General features: G+C 52.7%; 25 protein-coding genes. 10 read left to right on the top strand and 15 right to left on the bottom strand.

Annotated features, from left to right (window positions below; all coding sequences use genetic code 11):
- Positions 1-105: 105 nt before the first annotated feature.
- The gene (locus ABSE13_RS05470) at positions 106-318 is read right to left on the bottom strand and encodes a hypothetical protein (protein WP_424027493.1); all 213 of its coding nucleotides are present in this window, start codon (positions 316-318) and stop codon (positions 106-108) included.
- Positions 319-540: 222 nt separating this feature from the next.
- Here ABSE13_RS05470 and ABSE13_RS05465 point away from each other — a divergent pair, with 222 nt between their 5' ends.
- The 3 genes from ABSE13_RS05465 (at position 541) to ABSE13_RS05455 (ending at position 1,655) form a co-directional block, all read left to right on the top strand.
- Positions 541-840 (top strand): hypothetical protein, encoded by a 300-nt coding sequence (locus ABSE13_RS05465; RefSeq protein ID WP_424027492.1) that lies wholly within the window; start codon positions 541-543, stop codon positions 838-840.
- Between the two features lie 73 nt (positions 841-913).
- Positions 914-1,102, top strand: coding sequence for a hypothetical protein (locus ABSE13_RS05460; RefSeq protein WP_424027491.1), 189 nt, complete (start codon positions 914-916; stop codon positions 1,100-1,102).
- Positions 1,103-1,181: 79 nt separating this feature from the next.
- Positions 1,182-1,655, top strand: coding sequence for a Holliday junction resolvase-like protein (locus ABSE13_RS05455; RefSeq protein WP_424027490.1), 474 nt, complete (start codon positions 1,182-1,184; stop codon positions 1,653-1,655).
- A gap of 292 nt (positions 1,656-1,947) precedes the next feature.
- Here ABSE13_RS05455 and ABSE13_RS05450 read toward each other — a convergent pair whose 3' ends face one another.
- The 4 genes from ABSE13_RS05450 to ABSE13_RS05435 all read right to left on the bottom strand — a co-directional run bounded on the left by ABSE13_RS05450 (position 1,948) and on the right by ABSE13_RS05435 (position 5,070).
- Complete coding sequence (locus tag ABSE13_RS05450) at positions 1,948-2,235, bottom strand: hypothetical protein (protein ID WP_424027489.1); 288 nt, start codon at positions 2,233-2,235, stop codon at positions 1,948-1,950.
- 91 nt (positions 2,236-2,326) lie between these two features.
- Entirely contained in the window at positions 2,327-2,605 is a 279-nt protein-coding gene (locus ABSE13_RS05445) for a hypothetical protein (RefSeq protein WP_424027488.1), read from the bottom strand.
- Positions 2,606-2,884: 279 nt separating this feature from the next.
- Positions 2,885-3,133 carry a hypothetical protein gene (locus ABSE13_RS05440; protein ID WP_424027487.1) on the bottom strand — a complete coding sequence of 83 codons (249 nt, stop codon included), beginning with the start codon at positions 3,131-3,133 and terminating at the stop codon, positions 2,885-2,887.
- Between the two features lie 443 nt (positions 3,134-3,576).
- Positions 3,577-5,070: an MFS transporter gene (locus tag ABSE13_RS05435; RefSeq protein ID WP_424027486.1), complete on the bottom strand. Its 1,494-nt coding sequence runs from the start codon at positions 5,068-5,070 to the stop codon at positions 3,577-3,579.
- Positions 5,071-6,783: 1,713 nt separating this feature from the next.
- On the opposite strand from ABSE13_RS05435, the gene ABSE13_RS05430 reads away from it, so the two are divergent.
- Positions 6,784-7,305, top strand: coding sequence for an META domain-containing protein (locus ABSE13_RS05430; RefSeq protein ID WP_424027485.1), 522 nt, complete (start codon positions 6,784-6,786; stop codon positions 7,303-7,305).
- A 434-nt stretch (positions 7,306-7,739) separates the two neighbouring features.
- Positions 7,740-8,249 carry a TspO/MBR family protein gene (locus tag ABSE13_RS05425; protein WP_424027484.1) on the top strand — a complete coding sequence of 170 codons (510 nt, stop codon included), beginning with the start codon at positions 7,740-7,742 and terminating at the stop codon, positions 8,247-8,249.
- Between the two features lie 111 nt (positions 8,250-8,360).
- Here ABSE13_RS05425 and ABSE13_RS05420 read toward each other — a convergent pair whose 3' ends face one another.
- The 5 genes from ABSE13_RS05420 to ABSE13_RS05400 all read right to left on the bottom strand — a co-directional run bounded on the left by ABSE13_RS05420 (position 8,361) and on the right by ABSE13_RS05400 (position 11,904).
- A complete protein-coding gene (locus tag ABSE13_RS05420; protein WP_424027483.1) occupies positions 8,361-8,945 on the bottom strand; it encodes an HD domain-containing protein in 585 nt (194 codons plus the stop codon).
- 69 nt (positions 8,946-9,014) lie between these two features.
- A complete protein-coding gene (locus tag ABSE13_RS05415) occupies positions 9,015-10,640 on the bottom strand; it encodes a putative manganese-dependent inorganic diphosphatase (protein ID WP_424027482.1) in 1,626 nt (541 codons plus the stop codon).
- Positions 10,641-10,899: 259 nt separating this feature from the next.
- On the bottom strand, positions 10,900-11,079 hold the full coding sequence (locus ABSE13_RS05410; protein WP_015285958.1) for a CxxC-x17-CxxC domain-containing protein: 180 nt from the start codon (positions 11,077-11,079) through the stop codon (positions 10,900-10,902).
- Between the two features lie 133 nt (positions 11,080-11,212).
- Entirely contained in the window at positions 11,213-11,545 is a 333-nt protein-coding gene (eif1A, locus tag ABSE13_RS05405) for a translation initiation factor eIF-1A (RefSeq protein WP_424027481.1), read from the bottom strand.
- 110 nt (positions 11,546-11,655) lie between these two features.
- Positions 11,656-11,904 carry a DUF6790 family protein gene (locus ABSE13_RS05400; protein WP_424027480.1) on the bottom strand — a complete coding sequence of 83 codons (249 nt, stop codon included), beginning with the start codon at positions 11,902-11,904 and terminating at the stop codon, positions 11,656-11,658.
- Positions 11,905-11,956: 52 nt separating this feature from the next.
- Between ABSE13_RS05400 and ABSE13_RS05395 the strand changes: the two genes are divergently transcribed.
- Positions 11,957-13,183 carry a site-specific integrase gene (locus ABSE13_RS05395; protein ID WP_424027479.1) on the top strand — a complete coding sequence of 409 codons (1,227 nt, stop codon included), beginning with the start codon at positions 11,957-11,959 and terminating at the stop codon, positions 13,181-13,183.
- A gap of 23 nt (positions 13,184-13,206) precedes the next feature.
- On the opposite strand, the gene ABSE13_RS05390 is transcribed toward ABSE13_RS05395, so the two are convergent.
- Complete coding sequence (locus ABSE13_RS05390; protein ID WP_424027478.1) at positions 13,207-14,214, bottom strand: hypothetical protein; 1,008 nt, start codon at positions 14,212-14,214, stop codon at positions 13,207-13,209.
- A 565-nt stretch (positions 14,215-14,779) separates the two neighbouring features.
- Here ABSE13_RS05390 and ABSE13_RS05385 point away from each other — a divergent pair.
- The 4 genes from ABSE13_RS05385 to ABSE13_RS05370 all read left to right on the top strand — a co-directional run bounded on the left by ABSE13_RS05385 (position 14,780) and on the right by ABSE13_RS05370 (position 18,918).
- The gene (locus tag ABSE13_RS05385) at positions 14,780-15,484 is read left to right on the top strand and encodes a hypothetical protein (RefSeq protein ID WP_424027477.1); all 705 of its coding nucleotides are present in this window, start codon (positions 14,780-14,782) and stop codon (positions 15,482-15,484) included.
- On the top strand, positions 15,481-17,235 hold the full coding sequence (locus ABSE13_RS05380) for a DNA polymerase (RefSeq protein ID WP_424027476.1): 1,755 nt from the start codon (positions 15,481-15,483) through the stop codon (positions 17,233-17,235). Before ABSE13_RS05385 ends, ABSE13_RS05380 begins: the two co-directional genes overlap by 4 nt.
- A gap of 147 nt (positions 17,236-17,382) precedes the next feature.
- Positions 17,383-17,814, top strand: coding sequence for a hypothetical protein (locus ABSE13_RS05375; RefSeq protein WP_424027475.1), 432 nt, complete (start codon positions 17,383-17,385; stop codon positions 17,812-17,814).
- A gap of 408 nt (positions 17,815-18,222) precedes the next feature.
- On the top strand, positions 18,223-18,918 hold the full coding sequence (locus tag ABSE13_RS05370; protein WP_424027474.1) for a hypothetical protein: 696 nt from the start codon (positions 18,223-18,225) through the stop codon (positions 18,916-18,918).
- A 3-nt stretch (positions 18,919-18,921) separates the two neighbouring features.
- Here the strand turns inward: ABSE13_RS05370 and ABSE13_RS05365 are convergent, their stop codons facing one another.
- The 4 genes from ABSE13_RS05365 to ABSE13_RS05350 form a co-directional block, all read right to left on the bottom strand.
- A complete protein-coding gene (locus tag ABSE13_RS05365; RefSeq protein ID WP_424027473.1) occupies positions 18,922-19,329 on the bottom strand; it encodes a hypothetical protein in 408 nt (135 codons plus the stop codon).
- Between the two features lie 156 nt (positions 19,330-19,485).
- Positions 19,486-19,920, bottom strand: a complete 435-nt coding sequence (locus ABSE13_RS05360) for a hypothetical protein (RefSeq protein ID WP_424027472.1) — start codon at positions 19,918-19,920, stop codon at positions 19,486-19,488.
- Positions 19,921-20,085: 165 nt separating this feature from the next.
- A complete protein-coding gene (locus ABSE13_RS05355; RefSeq protein WP_424027471.1) occupies positions 20,086-20,766 on the bottom strand; it encodes a VWA domain-containing protein in 681 nt (226 codons plus the stop codon).
- Complete coding sequence (locus ABSE13_RS05350; protein ID WP_424027470.1) at positions 20,744-22,327, bottom strand: HEAT repeat domain-containing protein; 1,584 nt, start codon at positions 22,325-22,327, stop codon at positions 20,744-20,746. Before ABSE13_RS05350 ends, ABSE13_RS05355 begins: the two co-directional genes overlap by 23 nt.
- Positions 22,328-22,418: the final 91 nt, after the last annotated feature.

Genomic DNA, 22,418 nt, shown 5'->3' with positions numbered 1-22,418 from the left:
TGACTATCCCGAAAAGGTACTGCAAAGAGCAGGACCTGCGCCGAACCCTGCGCAGGTGGGCCGGGCTGATAAAGAATTGCCCGGAAACCCGCGGGAAATCCCCGCTTAATACGAGCCGCGCCCGATCTGGCTCACGTAGATTTTGTGCTCCTGCAGGTCGATCCTGAAGAGCTCGGGATTGCTGATGAGATCCGGGACTTTGATTCTCATTTCTACCAGTTCCGGAAACGAGAAGTACTCGTTGTTCTTCCGCTTCCCGTCCATCCAGTCCAGTGATACACCGGTATCTGTCTGGACGCTGTTATAGATCTTTTCCACGGTACCATAATGCAGGATGTGAGTAATTGAATCTACCCGTGTCAGCCCATGGCAAAAATCACCGTCCCCACACTCAGGAGCAGGGCTCCCCGCTCTCTGGCCGTCTTTGGAAGAAAAGAATTCCGGGCCGGAATTTCAGGTTTTTTCAAAATTTGCCAACAACACGCAACTATATCCCCAGAAGAACCAAAGGGGCATGAGAAATACAAAAAGGGGACTAAAATGGGACATACTCGTACAGATTCGACGCGGAGATACGAGTGCGCCCACCTTATCTGTGCCTATCTGCTCACCAAGAACATGAGGCGGGCGGTGGTGACTTCACGGGACATAGCCCTGTTCCATCACCTGTCACGAAAATCCTCCCAGTCGATCAGCGCCATGCTGAACTTCCTGTATACCAACCATATCCGTGAATCCCGTTTTGGATTCTACATCAGGGGAACCTCTCCCTTCCGGAAATGCGATTATCCCCACCAGTATACGATAGAACTGATAGATGAGGCCCGGGGGCTGCTCTGATGCAAACTGCACCTCTTGACGGCCCGGTAAAACCCATCGTGGAACTCCCCTGCGGCCTGCGGGGAAAAAACACGTGCAGGATCCTGCCGTGACCCTGACCTGGACGGAATGGCTCAATGGAAACGATGAGGACAATTCGTGCTGGTTTGATTTCATGGAAGCGCCGCGTGTATGGAAGACGCGATGGTTCTGGATCGGTGTTGCGGTTGCGTGTGCCTGCATCTTCGTGCTTTCCCTGTCGGGTATACTGGGAATCCCATGAATGCCATTTGTCGGGAGTGGATTTTTAGTTTCACTCCCCGCACCACTTCTTCAATATCCCCGCCAGCTAAAAAAAATCTGTGACGTTTTTCGACACTCTCATTCTCATAGCCGTGTTCCTTGCCGGCTGCATTGCTGCATATCTCTGGTACCGGACAAAGGTCTGTGTCATCGAAGGCCGGGCGCAGAACGACTTCGACCGCTGGAAGAATGAGCACACCAAAGAGATCCGGAAGGATTCCGTCAACCGCTCGCGGTCCACGCTGAAAGGCCGGATCTCAGAACAGATGGCCCCGCTCCTTCCGGAGTTCCCCTGGTCCCCGGCGGATGCCCGGTTCATCGGAAACCCGATCGACTTTGTGGTCTTTGACGGGTACACGGATGCAAAAGACGGGAACGGCGATCAGGTCACGGTTGTCCTTGTCGAGGTAAAAAAAGGTAAGGGCAGACTTACGCGTGAGGAGGTGCTGATCAGGAAGGCGGTAGAGGAGGGCAGGGTCGCATGGAAGACGATCTTCCTGAAGGATGATGATCCTGATGACCGGGACACCTGAAGAAGGATCCCTGCCGGGCCGGTGAATGAAATCAAGCCTTCAGGAAATAACCGCGGGCCGAAGAACGATTCTCCGCTGAGGGTGGGGATATAACTGATTTCAGAATTTCAAATTTTCCGCTCCCCCCAACCCCCTCAAGCCGAACTGCCGCCACGGGCAGGCAGTTCTTTGTTGCGGGGGAGTCCGTAAACTGAGAATTGAGATCAAAGAGTTCTGATGAACTTCGTTCTCCAACGGGGTCTTGCGACCGTTGGAGAAAAACCAGAATCTCTCCGGAACGGGATCTTCCGTCTCACCGGTCATTGCCGGTTTCAAACGATGAATCCTGGTCGTCTTTCTGCTGGTGCTCTTCGATGAGTCTCCGCACCTCATCGTAGGCTTTCTGCTTATCTTTTACTCCGGTGAAAAGAATGCGGACCCCGTCGATGTCGTCCTTGATATAGACGGCCTCATCATACGCGATCAGCAGGATCTGTCCCCCGGGTCCAAAGGAGTGCTCTTCCCGCTCTCCCCGCATATAGCGGTCCCGCTGCTCCTTTGTCGGCGCAGCATACTTGTTCTCGTACCGGAAGACTCCCAAAGCGATTCACTCCCCGTTACTATTCATGACAGTCGGCATTAAACATAATGAACGGATCCAGGTATCCCCCTGTACGTAACAACTCCGGGAATCAGATCTTCCCGGTCTTCGTCAGCTTCTTGGAGGGCCTGATCGGACCCGGGGGATTGGTATGGGCCGGCAGCTCATCCCCGTGGGGATGGGAATGGGCATCATGCCGGGGCGGGAGGGCCGGTTTTGGGACCGGGTGGTGGGCAGGGTGGGGCAACGGGTGAGCCATCGGATGGTGCCCGGCATCCTCAATCTGGCGCTCCTTGTCAGGGCTGGGGTGTGACCCGGCATGTGACGGCGGATCACGTGGAAGGGGTTTGTGCTCGTGTCGCGGTGACATAGTGAATACTCCCTCTGCCTGTTGATAAATTATTGGAATAGAGCAAAAACCGTCCGGAGATCCCCCCACCCGGTGGTACGGCATCCCCGCGACCGGCATTGTTCCGGGCATCAGGCCCCGGGGGCCCGTCCGTACGCATTCTGCGTGAACCCGCGTCGTACTGGTCGTGCCGGAGAACCCGGGTCAGGATCTTTGACGGGTTCTCATCCGTGGATTGAAGCAGCTGGCCAAAAAAGAGTTGACTGGCCCGTTTTCCCGTCCAATGACGGGTTTACGGGTTTATTTTACCGGGTGGCACCCGATGGGCGAGGGTATCCGGGAGCGTCCCGTCTGCTGGTTTGCATACGGGGTGACTACACTTGAGCGTTTCCTGCATTTTGTGCAGGATGAATCCCGGGCTTCCTTGAAATGATCACGGGGGGTTTTGTTGACGATTACGTTCTCGGCAGAGCAGGCCGGGCAGGTGAACCGGATTACGTACCCGGTTCTCGTACCCAAGACTTCAGGTTTCAGGAAATTTTTTGTCATTCGTGTATTTTTTTTTAAGGACTGATTGTTCACTATTCAACCGGGATCTCCGGCGGAGATGCGGTACCATGTTCAAAAAAGGTTTTGCGGAGAGCAGGAGGGGACATTCCTATGCCCGGTGATCCCGATGGGTGGGCAATGGTGTCAAAACCATTTATGATTATACTAGTATACGTTGTCCTAGTGTATAGCATGATGGGAGGGGTCCCGGTTAACCATGATCCCACGGGAAACCCTCTTCTGCCCCTGTCCCACTTTTCCTGTGCCTGAGTTATGCGGTGATCCGGTGAACCCGCGGTATCTGACGGTCACCGGCATTTTCCTGCTCTTTGCCGGATCAGCATGCATGAGAGCGTTTTCCGGGGGTCCGTTTCCTGATGCGAAGGAAAAAGAGGGCCCGGGTCCCCCCGGAGCGAACAGGTGACGGGGAACCCGGGTGAATTTCAGACCATCCCTGCCCCCGGTTCCCGGGGCTCAGATGGATTGCAGTAATCCGGATGGATTTCTTCCCGTGCAGCGATTGCGATCACGATGATCACTATCCCCAGCAGGAACGAGAAGAAGAAGGCGAAGTCGAACCCTGACGCGAGCACGTGCATCTGCAGGTCTGACGGGGATTCCCTCGTGACCGCGCTGTTTGCGGCAATCGTAAGGACGCCCTGGATGAAGACCAGGTTGAAGAAGGCGATCCCGAGGGTCAGCGGGGCGAACCGTTCGAGGCTTGTCAGGCTCGAGACCATGCCCTGTTTTGTCCGGGCCACCGAGTTCATGACCATGTTCGAGGCCGGGGTGATGACGAGGCCGAGCCCGAAGCCGATCAGCGCAAGGCTGAAGACTATGTAGCCCGGGGGAGTGTCGGTGTGCAGACGGGTCATCAGGAAGTACCCGACCGTCAGCGTAATGCCGGAGACTACGCAGAGCGCCCGGGGTCCCGTCCGGTTGAAGAGATACCCGGAGAGGATGCCGGCCCCCATCATCGCAAAGGAGAGCGAGGTCATGACAATACCGGCCGAGGAGGTGTCATAGTTCCTGACGTACTTCAGGTAGAACGGCAGGAGGTAGTTGATCCCCGCGAAGCTGAAGAAGACGAGCGAGAGGAGAAGGTTTGTCAGGAGGAAATTCCTGTCCCTGAAGAGCCGGAGATCGAGGAGCGGGTCGGCGCTCATGAGCTCGTGCCGGACAAACCATCCGAGCGTGATTACGGCGAGTGCCGCGAGAGCGAGTATGCCCGGGGAGGTCCACCCGATACTGTCACCTTCGGATACCACGAACAGGAGGGAGGCGAGCCCCACGAAGACCAGGCCGCCCCCGGTGGTGTCAAACCCGGCCAGTTCCTTCTGTCCGGTATCCCGGGGAATGACCTTTGCCCCGAGGAGCACGGCCACGATCCCGACCGGCACATTGATGAAGAAGATCGCGTGCCACGAGAAGTACTGGGTCAGGAACCCGCCGATGGTCGGGCCAAGGGCGGTGCCGAGCGCCGCGAGCGTCATGACGATGCCCATTGCCCTGCCTTTCTGGTCCATCGGGATATAGGCGGTGATCATCGCCGGTGCGATCGCCGTCATCATCGCACCGCCGATCGCCTGGAAGATCCGCGAGGCGATGAGCCACGTGAGCGAGCCGAAGATGTCAGGGAGAATCCCGCAGGCCAGCGATCCGAGGGTAAATATTGCAAATCCTGCGAGGAAGACCTTTCTGAACCCGATGATGTCGGAGATCTTCCCGAAGACCAGTACGCAGCCGGCCATCACGAGCAGGTATGCGGTCGCAACCCAGCTGACGGTGGCCGTGGAGACCTGGAACGCCTCGGAGATGGTCGGGAGGGCGATGTTGACGATCGTGCCGTCGAGTCCCGCCATGAATGTGGCGAGGGATATGGAGAGGATCAGGAGGGTGAGGGCTGGTGCTGCTTTACCGGTTCCGGGGGTGTCCATATTCTCTATTGTGCGAGGAGTGGTGATGAGGGTTGCGCCGGGGGTAGCCCCCTCTCTCCCTTCAGGACCCCCCCACCACCCCCTTGCCTGCATGAACAACCGTGACAATTCGCGTGGAGCTTCAGACGGCGGGACGTTTCGCCAGGATTTCCGGAACGCGAGGAAGAGGGGGATACCCACCCCTTCTCAGCAGGGAGGGGTACCCACCCCACCCGCTGAGGGAGCCACCCCCCCTACCCCCTCCGGGAATTCCGGGCCGGGGGTGGGGTAGCTACCCCCCATGAGCTTGGATTGGGGGAACCCCGGCACTATATTCTTTTTTGAGATGTGAAAATATCTTCAGAAAAAAATAATAGCCCCTGGACAAACGTTATGTTAGTGATATGACAACCAGACGAATCCACAATCCTGTCACCGGCAAATATTATGAGTTACGGCAGCGTTCGACCGTAAATGGTGAGGCCGGGCAGATCAAGGGATTATGGAGTTCCAAAAAGAAAGCAAGGAGATAATATTTGGCGGAAACTATCCCGTCTTTGAATCTATCATCTCCCCCAACCTCTTATCAAATTTTTTTTCCTGACTCCCCAGATCCCTCATCAAAAAAATTCCCGGACCTCCCCGCCAATCGCATCTCTGCGATCACTCGTGCCCCGGAATTTTTCAATATAATTTTTCCCGGTCCAAAAATTATTCCGGAAAATTTCCCAAGAAAATTTTTCAAAAATATTCCGGACCGGCCAAAAAACTTCGGTCCCAAACCCGCCCAAACTTCCATCTAATCTACTCTGAAATACCATATCCCGATCCCCCTTTTTCGCATCTCACACTACCCCGAATCCGGGCACGCTACGGCCTCCGTTTCCAAACAAAGCCCAACTTAAGCCCGGTTTGACCTCCGACAACCCCCTGTTTGATGCGATCCTCCTGGAGGTTTTTCATAAAGACAGGGTCCGGAAGATCAACCCGTTCTCTACGGAGCTGTTGTAACTGGGGGTATTTCGCGTGGAACGTTCATAGACGCATTTCCCGGACCCTGCGCCATTCAAGTCCAGCCCCCTCCGGTTTCGCCTCCCAAAAGCGTACATTAGCGTTTTTCAAAAGGCGGTAAAATGCGTATTTTGCCTTAAAAACGATTATACGGGCTTTGTTCAAAAATGTGTGCCGGAATTCGTGATTTTGTGCAGTCCGGCCGGAAACTGATTGCCCGGATTGGCAAACCGGGGCTGTAAATAGCCCGGATTCGGGGTGCAGGTTTGAGGTTTTGTGGGGTAGATGCTACGATGGATGAGTGGGACCGGAGGAGATCTATTCACCATTCCCCTCAGGACTCCATTTGTGGGATTTCTTTTAATGATTTTTTATTTACCATTACGGCCGGTCCGGACCTGAGCAAATTCAACCGGCCCAACCGATCGTGATTAAAAATGTCTGAAACTGCGGGGCAGTTTCAGCAGCCGCTTGGAAACGGCTTTTTCAATCGATCAATGTGATCGCGTTTGGATTTTTTTAAACGACTCTTGTTCAAAAATTTTTGAGCGGGATTTAGCTGAAAAAAGTTGAACAGATTTTTTACTAAACCTGAAAATTTTCCGGAACATTTTCCGGAACAATCTGTAACAAAGTCCACATTTACCGTATTCATGATCTCTGGATACTATCCAGACCTCCCCCAAACGAAACGGTTAATGCGTCACCGGGTGAACACCGGCTATGCCAGATGATCAGGAGCCCGAAGAGCCCGTTACGGAAGAAAAGCCCGAGGCAGAGCAGCCGAAGGGATTCATGGTTTCCGTTGCAGTCATACTCATCGCGATCCTCATCATCCTCATCGTCTACATGAACCTGTCGGGCCAGGGAGCAACGGCCGCGACAGCAATAACCGAAAATACCTGGTCGCTCCAGTCCTTTGTCGATCCCGATGGCAACGTAACCCCGGTACTGAACGGTACGGTCATCAACGCAAGTTTCCGGACGGACGGGATGCTGACCGGGAGGGGGGGCTGCAACTGGTACTCCGCCCGGTACATGGTCCGGGAGACGGAGATTGTTATATCCCAGGTGACGACAACCGATATGGGATGCTGGGACAGCAATGCCGATCTCCAGGAAGAGCGGTACTATGGCATGCTTGAAGGTGTGGACGAACTGCGGGTCCATGACCGGGTCCTGACCCTCTACGGGATCGGCGGGAAACCGACGCTCATCTTTACCCCGGCAAATCCGGGGGACTGATCATTTTTCCCAGGGCCGGCACACCCGGTGAACCACGTTTTCCCGGCAAAAAATGCACCTGTTTGATTGGCATTATGGAGCGACAATACGGCCCGCCGCAGCCTTCCGCCTCCACGATAGTCAGGTCTACGGTGTAAAATTTCCGGGACTTCATTGACCCGGAAACCCTTCTTTCATCATTACGGTGAAACGACACGATGGCACGCCTGCCGCCCGGGTTTCCGGCACCCTGATACCCCGTGCCCCGGCATCACCGGGGATCAGCGAACCTGCTATGCCATCCGGTCGCAGACACCTTCGGTTTCCCGCTTTACGCCGATTCCTGCGCGAATCGACCACAATACATAATAGTTGACAAAATAATTCCTATTAATTACGCTCCCGGAAATCTATAGAATCTCTATAGGTAATGGAGCGGGAGACACCGTCGGATCATGATTACAATGCATCCCGTAGTACGTTTAATCACCGCCCTTTTTATCTGCCTTTCAGCCGGATACGCGGACCTGTATTTTTTTATTCCCTCCATTCCGGTATGGTACGGACCCCTGTCGAAACCCTCGTTCGTTCCCCAAGTCTCGTTCATCTATTACGGAATTATAGCGATCTCGCTCCTGCTTGCGTTCTGCCTGTATTCCATCTGGAACTCGGCCCAAAAAAACAAGGAGGCACAGCTCGCCGTCTGGCTCTTCATCACCAGCCTGTTCCTGAATGTGGCCTGGTTTTTTGTCTTCTTCTGGGCCCATTCGGTCTTCTTCAGTATGGTGGTGATGGCCTTGCTGCTGACGATGATCGTTGCCACGATGTTCCAGTCCATGAGGTCGGCCGTTCTCGCCGTATTATTCCAGATCCCTTACCTCATAATTCTGATCGCGGCTACGTATGTCACGGTGATGATCTATCTGATGAACCCGAACCTCCCTCTCATGAGTTTTACTTTCTGACGGACAGGGCGGGACCCACGGCATATTCCCACCGGAATATACCGGGGTCATCACCGGCAGGTCCTGACCCTGCGGCGGAACCGCAGCCGTTTCCCTGCCATGCTCCGCTGCCTATCCGGCACCCCGCCTCTCTTCATCAAGGGCCTCGAGAAACCTGATAAGAAATGCATGCCGTGTTTTTGCGATCCTGCGACCGGACCCCGTGTACATCAGTTCCCCGAGTTTCAGCAGTTTGTCATGGAAATGGGCGATCGCGTCATCGATTCCCCCGCCGTGCTCCGCCGCCCGCATGAAAGTCCTGGCGATGCCGGACGCCCCCATCGCGTCCAGCTTATCCGCGTCGGAAAGAATCTTCGCTTCCAGCGTTGCCGGTAATTCCTTTGACCGGAACCGGTGGGTGCGAATCGCCCCGGCAATGGCAGGAATATGGTTTTCATCATAGTGGATGGAACGCAGGTACTGCTCCGCGATCCGTGCCCCTTCCTCCTCGTGGGGGATCCCCTGCGTCTTCTCGATCGGACGGGCGATATCGTGGAGCAGGGCAGCGGGGATCAGGATTGCCATGTCAGCATGCTCCTCTTCCCCGATCTGCCCGCAGAGCCGGGTGACCCTCTTAACGTGATCCATCCCGTGCGATCCTGCCTGTCCGAGCACAGAGGTTACGTGTTTTCGGATGGTGTCAAACTCATGATTCATGGTGTCCGGTTCCTCTGGAGATCTTGGCAGGCACCGGTATAAATCCTGTCGGGCAGAGACAAAAAACGGTTACGGGCGTGCCTGCCCGCGGAGTTTCTCGCCCAGCAGCGGGAGGAAATCTTTCTTGCGGGACATCACCCCGGGGAGGCAGGTGGGCAGATCGCTTCCGAAGAGTTCCCGGATCAGCCCCGGGTCTCCCGCCCCGGCAAGATCGCTTGCATTCTCCAGTACATTGGTGAAGAGGGCGAGCGCAAGATCAGCATTGGCAGCGGTCCGCATCTTCTCCAGCTCGTCACGGATTGGCCCGGCCCGTTCCCGGTTCCAGCCAAAGGCCGGGACCATCACTTGTGCAATCAGCACCCTGTTGCCAAAGAGCGCGAACTCTTTTGTATCGCGGGCGAGAAGGGTCGCAAGGGATACCCCGGAGAGGTCCATACCCTGTTCGAGCAGGGCGATGCCGAGTTCCTCAGGATCTTCGCCGGATACCCGGGCCAGGAACTTCACTGCCTGCCGGTCCTGGTGCGTTGTTGTCGACATCCGCAGCGCAAGCGTGTCGGAGAGGATGCCGCAGAGCAGTACCCCGGCAACGGGCGGTGACGGGGTGAGCCCGGACTCCATGAACTTCATCGCAATGATGGTCGAGGTCGCACCAACGGGATCATTGAAGAACCGGATCGGTTTCAATGTCGTGATAGCCCCGAGCCGGTGATGGTCGATGATCTCGACGATCTCTGCCTCCTCAATCCCGGGCACTGCCTGAGAGGCCTCGTTGTGATCAAGGAGAATCACCGATCTGCGTACATCGTCGAGCAGGGTAGTCCGTGTCAGGACGCCGGCAAGTGTCCCATCCCCCGCGACAACACAGGCCGCCCGGAACTGCGAGCCGGAGACGACCTGCCGTGCATGGGCAATCGTATCGGAGAAGGTGAGGATCGGGACATTTGCCTCCATCACTTCCCGTGCGGGAAGGAAGAGGTTGATCATGCGGCCGACCCCGAATGCATCGAGTCCTGTCGCCAGAACGGAGACGCCCCTGCGGGAGGCGGCCGTTGTAAGGCGCTCACCGACCGGCGCTCCTTCAGCGATGATCAGGCAGGCGATACCGGCCGAGACGAGCGCAAGCTGCGCCGGCTCGTTGTCCCCGACAACAGCGATATCCCGGGTAGTCATCTTGGAGAGCGTCACGTGCAGGGCATCGATTGCGATATAGACCCGGCCTTCGAGAACCGGGTGGGCCGGGACGATGACGCTCGCCTGGAGGATCCGGGCAAGTGTCTCAATCGGGACCGAAGAGACCGCAAGCTCGGCGAGATGGATGGTCTGGATATAAGCGTTCGCGAGCGCGTGTTCACCTACTATCCCCACCGGTTTTCCGGCTGCATCCGTGATGACGACATTACGGAGTCCCTCCTTTGCCATCAGGGTTGCAACGTCAACCGTGGGGATATCCTGCGGCAGGGCAAAGACCGGCTTATAATGAATATCGCCGAGCGTTGGTTCTACTGAGGGGATGAAGGCCGGCTCCCTGAGACCGAAACGATCGAGCATGAACCGGGACTCCGGGTTCAGCTCCCCGCACCGGGCAGGGATGTACCTGCCCGGCTCGGACCGGTTCCTGAAATCCGCGTACCCTATCACGCTCGCGATGCTGTCCGTATCGGGCTGGCGGTGGCCGAAGATAGAGATCGGGTTCATGGTTATTCAGGGGCTGGTGCCTGGTAACGTATTTGTTGGCCGTTCCGGTTCATAAGCTCTGGCAGCTGGTGCCCGCAATAACGGCCTGCGATGACAAGGCGGGAATCATGGATCCCTCCTGAATTCCTGATATCACGGTGGTCGCCGGATATCATGCGCAGCCGTACCCGGACTCTCTTACGGGGAATTTATCAACCCGGAAACCGGACGTAACCGTACCGGAAACAATACTGCAGAAGAAGAGAATAAAACAAAAAAATTAGAACCGGGGTTTCCGGTGCTTGGGGAGGCAGTCACGGCAGTACACCGGGCGGCCCTCAGTCGGCTTGAACGGAACTTCACATTCCTTTCCGCAGTCTGAGCAAGTAGTTTTCGTCATTTCGCGGGGCCCGAAATCTCTGGGTCCTCTGTTTCCACCAAAATTATTTGATCCGTACATGGTTATTACTCAAACAGTCTTGTACAAAACTGTGGTCAATTATTTGTCGGCACTGTATAATAAATGCAATGTTTGTACACCCTGTTGATGGGGACTTGCTGAACAAAAAAAAGGAACGCGCCTGATTGCCGGATTATACGCTCAGGTAGTGATTCTTCCGCAGCCAGTCGGCCTGCGGGGGAAGGTACCTGTACAGGATATCGCATTTCTCATCCTGGAAACTCCACGGTACTACGATCAGGATATCGCCTTCACGGATCCATGCGCGTTTCTTGATCTTGCCCTTGATCCTGCCCATCCGCTCCACGCCGTCAAGGCAACGGACCCGGATGTGGTTTGCCCCCATCATCAGTTCGGCGCAGGCAAACTGTTCGCCGTTCCTCTTCTTTGGCAGCCTCACGCGTACGACCGGCGTCCCGTCAGCATTGAATTCAGCCGGGCCGTCCGGTTCACCTGGTTTTTTCACGCCGTCCTTAATGCAGACATCTCCAGAAGAGTATTATAAGGGCACCAATGGAGATGAAGATTTGTATTGATGGGTACTCCCTCCCTGCCCTTACCGCTGATGTTCCCGGCTCAAACGGGCGAAGCTTCTCCAGCCGTGCATTTTTTCCTGTACCAGATAAGCAGCATGGCAAGGAAGAGCGGATAAAGCATGTCCATGTACATGACCGCACCGGCATTGTTGGGGGCGGTATTGCCATGTGCGACCAGTTCCCAGACATGGCCGAGCCCTGCGCTGAAGGAAAAAAGCCCCGAGCCGACCACCATCGCGGTCCAGAACCCGTCCTTATATTTCAGGCAGAGCAGACCGACAATCCCCATAGCAGCATTCCCTTCTCATGTTGGATGCCCCACAACGGGCGCGCTTAAGAATATGGTCGTAAACGACCATGGCATGAAAATTCCGATTACCCGTCAAGCCCCTACCCGCTTCGACTGCGATTTTCACGGAGTACGGAGTGCGTGGGGGTTAAATTCTATCACGAAGGCGGTTAAGCAGGGTCGTTTGACCCAAGACGATGCGGATCTTATCCTCTCGTACGCAACAGAACGTCAGGCAAATCGTCAGATCAGTGTTGGTCGTGTGAACAAGATCATCTACCATCTGGTGGATTGGAGACGGTATATTGGTGAGTTCAGGAAAAACACCTTGGCGGATCTGCACAAGGGAGTGATCGGTCTTCAGGATGCGAAACTGAAAGGGAGACCCTACAAACGGAACACCCTTCATGATAAGATCGAATTTCTTCTCCAGTTCAACACGTGGCTGTCGGAAAATCAGGTCACAGCGATACCTCTTCAGGGTATACAAAAAATCAAGGCTCCCCCGATGGATCGCATCACCAAGACGCCAGACCAAATCTTCACACGGGATGAGGTTCGAGCGATGGTTGCTGCCTGCCAATCCTCCAGAGATCGGGCAATGGTCTCGATCTTATATGAAGCCGGACTTCGTAGCATCGAGATAGGGGAATTGAGCTGGGGTGACATCACACTCGACGAATATGGTGCACGTATTCATGTTTGTAAAAAAACGGATTTCCCCCGCACGATCCGGTTGACGGCATCAAAACCCTATATCGCGGCGTGGAAAAACGATTATCCCTACGACCCCTCGGAAAACGCTCTTGTGTTTTTCACACGTCAGAACACTCCTCTCCAGTACGAGGGGTTAGCTCAGCATCTCAAAGACATTGCAAAACGTGCGGGGATCCAAAAAAAGTTCACCCCCCATCTGATGCGGCACACACGGATAACGCACATGGTCGAGGAGGGGATCGATGAGGCAGTTATCAAGATGTTTATGTGGGGGACGCTTCGCACAACGCAACTTGCAACCTATGCGCAGGTAACCACTGATGCTACGGATCTTCGATACCTCGAACTGATGGGAGTACCGTTGAACAAACGGAAAGCCCCAAAGAAGTACATCCCAGCTCAATGCCCGAAGTGTGGGGAGAGCAACACACCAACGGCTCGGTTCTGCACTATCTGCGGGTGTGCCCTGACGGAGGAAGTTGCAGCCACCCAGAATGATCTTATAAACTATATCGACAGCCACCCAGAGATTCGGCAAATCCTGTCACGAAGATACGCGTAGGGGGGGGTCCCTAATACCCCGCTCTAAAACGCATTTGGTGGGATTTTAACTTTAGTTTGGTTCTCGTGTAATAGTTGGTCTGTAAGAGAGACAATAAACACTATTTTCATCGCATCCATAAGAATTTCCTGATTTTCTCTGGACAATTGTTCCATTATCATCTTGTATTGTCCCCAGAGAGCAAGGTAGTTTTCATTTGTGTAATACGACTTCGCGAGGTCACGGTCTGGGGATCGTTCGAGATAAATATAGAAGCAAGTGATCATTGTTAAAATGCAGACCATTTCCTTCGAGATAGAGCCCGATGAAAAACGTATTCTATACCAATCGTCGCGAATATATCCGCCAATTCGGGCAAAATTCTCTGATAGTTCTTGCGGGGACAGATCAATAAGCGAGGATAATGATCGTTTCACATCGGGTAAATTAAGGGATCTTTGAAGCGTCATGGAAAGACAGAGAAGAACCTGGTTGTTCGGCTTGAAGATGTGGGTAATCAGTAATGGGCACGATTTGACTGCCCATATACAAACCCGTTTGAACTCTGGATTCTGACGATATTGTTCATTATGCGGGAGATTGGCATAGAGATCCTTTACCTCGAATGGTTCCTCCCCCTTGATTGTTATTGAAACGGGAGATCCGATAAACGCCGGGACAATATCTTTTTCGATGAACTGTGACACCCGATGGGTTGAGATAAAGGCATCCATCTCCTTTTTATCAGCATTTTTCCAAATACGTGGGACATCCAACCATAATTCTTTGAACTTTTTTATATCGTTCGTAGGCTTGAAGACGGGGTCATCCTGCGGGGTGGGTTGAATTTGCTGTACGTACCCTTTTTCGACAAAGTATTTCAGATGCTCTTTGATCGGATCTCTCTCGATAATGCCGAATCGAGAGAATAAAACGTCACGAATGCCGTCGACCGTCACACCCTCCGTATTGTTGAAAACGAGGGTCAATATAACGATTTTTGTAATTCCAACGGGATTCTTTTCACCTTGTGCTTTCAGTCTCCGCGCCATGTTTTACCTTCTTTTCCTGAAGGTGATAAACTGGCAGTATGGAATTTTTTCATCCCCGGAATATTGAAAAAAATGATATACGGGGTCTGATTGGGAAAAGAAACACGGGGGATTGGGTTAGGCTCATTCTGGCTTTGCTAGGAGCCCCAAAGTTATATGTTGGTGTTTATCACCATGAGACAACCCAACGAGACATCCTCTGTCGGGCAATCCCGACCGAGGACACTAAGAACGACGGCATGTGAGATCGATCATTTGCCGTCAATATACAAGGACTTAGCATACGTCCTTGTTCGGAATGGAGATATTGAGATCGTTGACGACTCGGCAGTTCATCAAGGAGCTGAGTCGTCTTGACTACTACTTTTCGCGGGATGGGTGCAAGTAAAACCGCACTCTATGCTGAGCTCGCTGCTGCATACACAGCGCGGGAGTACACCTTCAAAGACGCTAAAACCCTGCCTTCTTTCGAATACCGGGCTTATATGCGTCTCTATAACGCTGGACTACTCAGGTTCTCAAAGAGGGGGGGCAAGAGGCTCTGGAGGGTGATCAACTACACCCCATGGAGCCAGGCACAACCATCCAGCGGGGGGACAGTGGCATGAAGTGTAACGAGCAAGTTCCGGTCAGCAATGATGTTAACCGTTCGAGAAAACCGGAAGGATCTGTAATGGATTCTCCCTCGCAAGTTCTGAACGTTGAAAACGGGATAAACGACATCGACTTTGATGCTCTGCGACTCCCCGCATCCGAGCAGATAATGGTGAAGAGAGATCTCAGTATTATTCCGATACGAAAGACGAAAAAGACTGAGTACTTCAGAAAACGTCCCGGCAGCGAGTGGACAATTGATTTGCCCCTTTACGAGGATGAGGATGGAGAGACTTATCTCGTCGGCCCCGTGTGTCTCGGTTTCCTGAATGATCAGGGACTCGTAAAGCGTGCGCGGATACACACCCTGATTGTGCACGGATCTGGTGTGTTATTACTTAGTCCGGTAGGCCTTCCTGACGCAGACGGCAAGCACAATTCGTTCAACCGGAGCAGGGAAGAGGCATATCTCAAAGCCGAAACCGAGTGGGTTCGGATAAGCGCTAACAAGGCTCTCGGGGGTTATGATGTCTGGAAACCAGAAGTCAACCTGCCGGAACCTGACTGGCCCATACCCCCGACCACACTGAAGGAAGCGTTGTCCGTCGCATTTAAGGGCAGGTATATCAATGAACCGGATCACCCGATAATCAATCGGCTCAAGGGGCGGCTATGACCGTCCCGGCTGACTGCCAGTCTATATGGGTGGTGGACTTCGAATACACCAGCAATCCCGGTGAGCGACCAAATCCGGTATGTCTGGTGGCACGGGAGCTGCGGAGCGGGAAGACTGAAAACATATGGCTTGAGGGAGAGAATTCCGGGGATCTAAAATCGCCCCCCTATTCCCCCGGGAAAGATGCAATCTTCATCAGTTTCTACGCGCCTGCGGAGATGTCCTGCCATCTGGCCCTTGGGTGGCAGATGCCGGCCAACTTAGTTGACCTCTTCGCAGAACACCGCGTCCAGACAAACGGGCTTCTCGGTGTTGGGAACTCACTTCTCGCGGCGTGTGAATACCGGGGAGTACCCTCCATTCCAAGCTCGGACCATAAGGAACAGATGCGAAATCTCGTTCTTGCCGGCGGACCATACTCGGAGAGCGACCGCCGAAGCATATTAGATTACTGCGCGGAAGACGTCCGTCTCACTACCGACCTATTCCTGAAGATGCAGCACGCCATTGACTGGCCCCGGGCGCTCTTCCGTGGCATATATCAGGAATCCATCGCGCGGATGGAGTATCGGGGAATCCCTATAGACACTGTAACGTTAAACAGGCTCCGGCAACATTGGCAGGGACTCCAGGCGCGGCTCGTGAAAGAGATCGATGCCGACTATGGTGTTTACGATGGGCTGACCTTCAAGACAGCGGAATTCGAACGGTATCTTTCAGAGAAAGACATACCGTGGCACCGAACAGAGACAGGTCGTCTCAGCTTGTCATACGACGTCTTCAAGGACATGACAACGACCTATCCCTTTCTGCAAGGACTCAAGGATCTCCGCCACATCCTTGGCGCGATGAAATTAAATGACCTGGCTGTGGGGGCAGATGGTAGAAACCGCACTATGTTGTCACCATTCCGGAGCAAGACTGGCAGGAACCAACCCAGCTCAGCCAAATATATATTCGGCCCCGCTGTTTGGCTTCGATCACTCATCCAGCCCGAACCCGGGAAAGCACTCATCTATGCGGATTATGCTCAGCAGGAGTTCGCCATAGCCGGGTATCTTTCAGAGGATTCTGCCATGCAGGCAGCATACGCATCCACGGATCCCTACCTTTCTTTCGCAAAGATGGCAGGAGCAGCTCCTCAAGACGCAACGAAGGAGAGCCACAAAGCCGTGAGAGACCTGTACAAGATTTGCGCGCTCGGGGTACAATTTGGTATGGGAGAACAGTCATTGGCTCGGCAGATGAACCGGCCACCGGCTTATGCCGGGGAACTTCTGCGGCAACATCGCAGGGTGTTTAAAACGTACTGGGACTGGTCTGACAGGGTATTGAACGATGCACTACTGACCCGAAGGATGACAACTTCCTTTGGATGGCAATTCCATATCGCTGGAGATGGTGGAGACGCTTCAAGATCGATCCGAAACTGGCAAATGCAGAGCACTGGCGCGGACATATTGAGGATGGCCAGTGTTCTCCTTGAGCGGAACGGAATAGATGTCGTAGGCCCGGTGCATGACGCAGTACTGTTAGAATGCCCGGTGGAAGATGCTGACAATGTAGCCGAGAAGGCAGTGGCCGTAATGGAAAAAGCATCCTCCTACGTCTTGGGCGAACAGCGAGTAGTACGGGTAGACTATGATATCATCCGGTATCCGTACAGGTACTCCGACCCTCGGGGGATAGAGACATGGAATCGAGTAACCCGGTTATTGGATGAAATTGATGCGGAGGCCGGCACCCAATGACCCGGAAAGACTCAGCGAGTAACATGGGGTACCCTGCACCAACGATGGTGCACGGTGCACCATCCCTTGTAGCGCCGTACCCCACCCGTCCTATATATTATATGATCTTCTTTTTGAAGATCAATTCTCTTAATAAGAGGTGTTGGAATGGCTCGTGAACCCGGTAGGTCTGCTGACAAGCTTGATCTTGCAAATGAGAACAAAATTGACCTGCCTGCATGCCAGAGCATCACCAAGAAAGCGCCGCCTTCGCCCCGCAAGAGACGGTATGACAAGTTCCTGTGTGGCCCGGTACCACTGGTCTGGCTTACGATGGCTGCAAAACTTTCCGGGAAAGCCCTGCATCTCGGAGTTGCCCTGTGGTATCTCGCAGGATTGACAAAATCCTTCACAATCAAGGTTACTCGATCAACCCTTGATCAATTTGGGATCTCACGATGGTCAGTATCACGGAACCTGCACCTGCTGGAACTTGCGGGATTGGTCACGGTTGAACGCAGGGGAGGTAAGGCACCGCTCATAACTATTGTGGAAGAGCCCCGCACGCCGTATCCAGAAGCCCCGCCAAAGAGGCTGTAGATTGATTCTGTTAGCGAAACTCTTCATTTGTGGGTAAATATGTGTAAGTCGCCGGATCGAATTTCCCCGAACCGTCGCACCCTTGTGCCTAACAGGTATAATACAGCAAAAACCCCGTAGTGCAGGATTTCGTCAGACACCTGATCACGCTTGGTCAGCGCGCGATTTCTGGAAAATGCACGGGATAAAACACCATCGTACTTAAGTTCAAAGGTGCAGCGTACCGCGGGGATGTCCTACAGGGAAGTGTCAGTAACAGGGAACAGGATCAAGCATGCACGGACGTGAAAGCGAATAGTGCACAGGCTGCTGCACGGTAATCACAAATCGGGTTAGATCGCTCCCTACCGGGACTCGGCAAGCATTATTCAGCATACCTTATATTCCTAGAAATTGACAGGAAATTCTATGCAAAAGACCGGGCAAAAAAATACAATCGATGAAAAATCACTCTATCCATTAGTAGAAAAATGGCTTAAAACATATCAGCATTGTTTCAAGACGGCGTCTGATACCGGATTACAATTCAGCCGGATCGATGTAGTGGGCGTCCGAGATACCGGTGGGGAACTATCCGAAGAAGTTGAAACGATTTCGGTAGAAGTAAAAAAAGGGACGGGGCAGTTTGCAACCTCTTGTGGTCAAGCTTCCGGTTACAAGGTATATGCAAATAGGGTATATCTGGCTGATATTCGCGACGATAAATTCAGTACTGACGAAATCGCTATTGCAAATCATCTGGGAATTGGTCTTATTCAGATTAAAGGAAACAAATGCACAGAGATCCTTACCAGCCCTTACTATAAACCATTGACAAGTGCACAGCTGCGTTTGCTGGAAAAACTGGATTTACGAGAATGCCGCCTTTGTGGTTGTTTCATTGATAATAGTCGCAAGAATTTCACAAAAGTGGATGCGAGAACTGCTGCGGATCAGGAGAAAGGCTTGATATTTTGGAATTATGCTCTCGGGAAACGAAAACTTGAATCTGGTCTTTACTCATCCGACCGTATTGCGACGTGGGAAAGACGTTATCTCTGTCCGGAGTGTGTTGGATATTTGAATAAATGGGTTGTTTCTATCATAAAAAAAGAACAGGAATAAGGTCTATTTTTTCTTATTCGCCGGGTTTTTCCTCATTTCTCTTTCCATCACCCTGTATTTCTCAGGGTTCGCTGCATATGCCGGGATTCTCATGAGGTGCGCCTCGATTTCTGCATCCGTCGTTTCAGGAGTACCGTCGTCAAGTCCCACGCCATCAGTGATTATAATGATCGAGTCGCACCGCTTGACCAGAGCGCGCAGATTACATATTGTCTTTGCCACATCGGTGTTCTTATTCTTCGCACCTTTCAGTTCCGCGATCACACCGTTAATATCCTCGATGCAACCATTTTCGAACAGTTCTTCGAGCGCCCCTCCCCGTCCCTGTAACGCTTCTTTAAGACCGTATAACCCTCGACTGCTTGCCAGATCACCCACATATCCGTTCACATCGTAAATGTAGTATGTCATATGTCACCCCGACGGATTTTTACTCATGGTTTATAAAGGTACATTGAGTGATAAAGCATTCATATTATCAGATCGTGATTGACAATAATTTCGAAAATCAGAAAAAGAGGAGGTGCCTCCGCAGTATGGGGGAAATGCGGAAACGAATGAGGGTGCCTATCCTCGGTACTTCTTGACACGAGCCCGCTGTGTAACCGATACCAGCTCCTCAGTATCGTCGTCCTCCCAATCCGCATCCGTTAGAGATTCTGAGTCATACGAGTCATCATCCTGATCATCATCGTCCTCATCGTCCCGATCTTCCACGCGGCGCTTCTTCCTTACGATACGACGGCCAGAATTGCCGGTCTCCTTGCGGCGGAGTTCGTTGATTTTTGCAAGGAGTTCATCTACTTGCTCGTCTGTATCGCTCTCTTCGGGATCCCGATCCTCGTCAACAGGGCTGATCGCGACGTTGGAAATTTCGTACAATGGAGCGTGCTCGTCGTCTCCCGGTGTAACCGAAAGCACTATTCTGAGCTCTACTGGCGTTTCATCATCCTCACCAGAGAATCTGATGAGTTTTTTGGTTGAAGTGTTAACAGTCTTCATTGGTATGTCACCGATGTAACTATAGTATCAGTAAGGCTACTTATACTTTGTGGTGATCTTTCAGACGTAAACCTGCAAAAGCGCGCGCCAATATGTTAAAATACAAGTTAAGTGGAAAAAAGAGATCATGCGAGAACGGGGATCCTGTTAGGTACCCCGGTTCTTTCATGGACTCTTACTGTGCTTCTTCCTATGTGCAGATTTTTTTACGGGTGCTGTTGGGGCGGCAGCGTCGCCTTTCCACCCGGATGTGCTCCCGGACTGTTTCTTCAAGGAAATCGAATCCGAAATCTTACTGCAAGAATCGTGTATTCCTTCTTCTGTAACCGCGAAGAGTTCAATGTTCTCTGGTGGAATCCCGAGCATTTGTGCAAAATGTCGTGACCCCCCATCCGAACCCAGCCAGATGAACTCCCAGTTCTCGGTGGATTTTTGTAATACGCAGTCTCTGACGGTCACGAAACCGTATATGCGAGAATGGTTCTCTTGACCGTCGGTCAAGGTGACCACCAATACATCGTCCAGTTGCTGCTGCTCCGTTTCCTTCACTGCAGTTCCAATCGCATCCAGAAGAGCAGTCTGACCATTTGGTAGGTAGTCCGCCTGGGTGATGTTAGTGACCTGTCCAATAGGAACGTTGCTCCAAAGGCGTTGAACAGTGTCCGAGAAAAGATAGAGTGAGAACAGGGTTGTCTCTGCTCCCGGTTCCTTTCGCTGCTTGTCAACGAAGGCGTTGAACGCATCGATTGTACTCTGCTGGATTTCTCCCATCGAACCCGATCTGTCAAGGACGATTACGACGTGAAGTGTTGAGTCCTGCTTTTTATCTGATGTAGTTTCTTTCATGATAGATCCTCCTCCTTCGGAGTAATCGGCGGCTTTTCTTATCCACTGGCGGAACCATTGCGTTGGTGTCATTAACAAGCACGGAAAAAATATCCAGAGCCTTCTCTTTCGTCGCGTCATTTCGACTACTCGTTAGTACACCCGTTAACTGCTGGAGCGTCGAGTACCCGAGCTGGTTGATGACATATATTTCCGACCCGCTGGTCAAGGTTCTACGGGGTTTCGCGACGGTTGTCTTGAACATTGCAAGCGCTTTTGCAGGTTCTACTTCCAACAGTGACGAGAATACGACCGATTTAACGGTCTCGTTTTCGTCCTCGTTTGCATACAGGTTCCGGAACAGTTCGACGACGTTCTCGTTTCCCGCCGCGAACCCCGCGAGAATTCGCACTCCCTGAATGCGGACTTCTTGATACGGGCTCTTAAGCATGCCCATGGCCGGATCGATGACCGGTTGCCCGCGAGCCTGGAGAACTTCGATGAGCCCGTTGGCGAAGGATTCCTGTGGATTTGAGCTCATATATCCAAGAAGTCGCATTCCTCCTGTCGGGGGTCTTGGAATTTCGAAGGAGTTACATTCAGACCCTCGACCTTCGCGATGATCTTTTATCCACTCCATAAATTCTTTGATGATGATCTCATCCGCTTCCCGTTCTAAGTGGTACAGCGCCCGGTGTATTCTGGCAACCGCCTCAGTTAACGCATCGTAGTCGTCACGACGAATCTCGTAACCATCTTCGTCTGTTATATTGAAAGCTTGCCTCTGAAAATCCCATAAGGCTATGACAAGCACCTTCGCGCATTCGGGATCCCGGAGATCCCCGAGTGCGTCGATAACCCCGAATGTCAGCAGGTTTGGGACATGACAACCGTCGTCCACGAGTTCTCTCAGTACTTTCAGGAGCATTGGCGTTGCAGAACGGTCGCCGATAAACCCCAGCGCACGCGTCGCATAGAATATCTGATCATGCTCGATATCCGAGAGATCGCAGGTTTCTGGGATCCTCTCTACCATTACCGACAGATGAGGTACTGAACTCTTCAACTCAAGCCGGCCGGCAGCGATGATCGCTTCTTGAACCACTCCCGGATCAGAATCGTTTAGTGCATTGATCACCGCACCTTCTATCGTATCACTGGAATACCGGATCACACCGAATGCCCGAATCGCATACTTCCGAACGTCCGGGGACTCGTCATCCAGAACCTGAAGCAATGCCGGGATTGCTTGACAGAATCCGAGGTACCCGATGATCTGGGCAGCAGCACTCCGGATTTTTTCATCAGTGGACGATAGTGCGTCCGTCAGTTCCATGAGGGCAAAAGTCCCCAATACGACGAAAATCTTGTAGATTTCTCGTATGAGTTCCAGTTGCTCTGATCGTGGTCTGTTGTTACGATCAATCTCTGAGAATACCCGGATCAGGCTCCGGAAATGACTCAAGTCCTTGCTCCGTGAAACTTCCCGGACACCCCGTAACTTCATGCAATCGGACAGGTCGTGCAAATCCGCCTCAATGAAATCCTCCCGTTGGGGAGGTTGTATTTTCTTCGTTGCCATGCTATCACTTCCCCGAATAAGGTCTGTTGATAATTACTTATTTTACAAACCTTATACTTATGTTCTAAATCATAAGTATAAAATGATGTGG

The organism is Methanoregula sp., from assembly GCF_049518935.1.
Lineage (GTDB): Archaea > Halobacteriota > Methanomicrobia > Methanomicrobiales > Methanospirillaceae > Methanoregula.
This window is presented reverse-complemented; position numbering and strand designations above follow the sequence as displayed.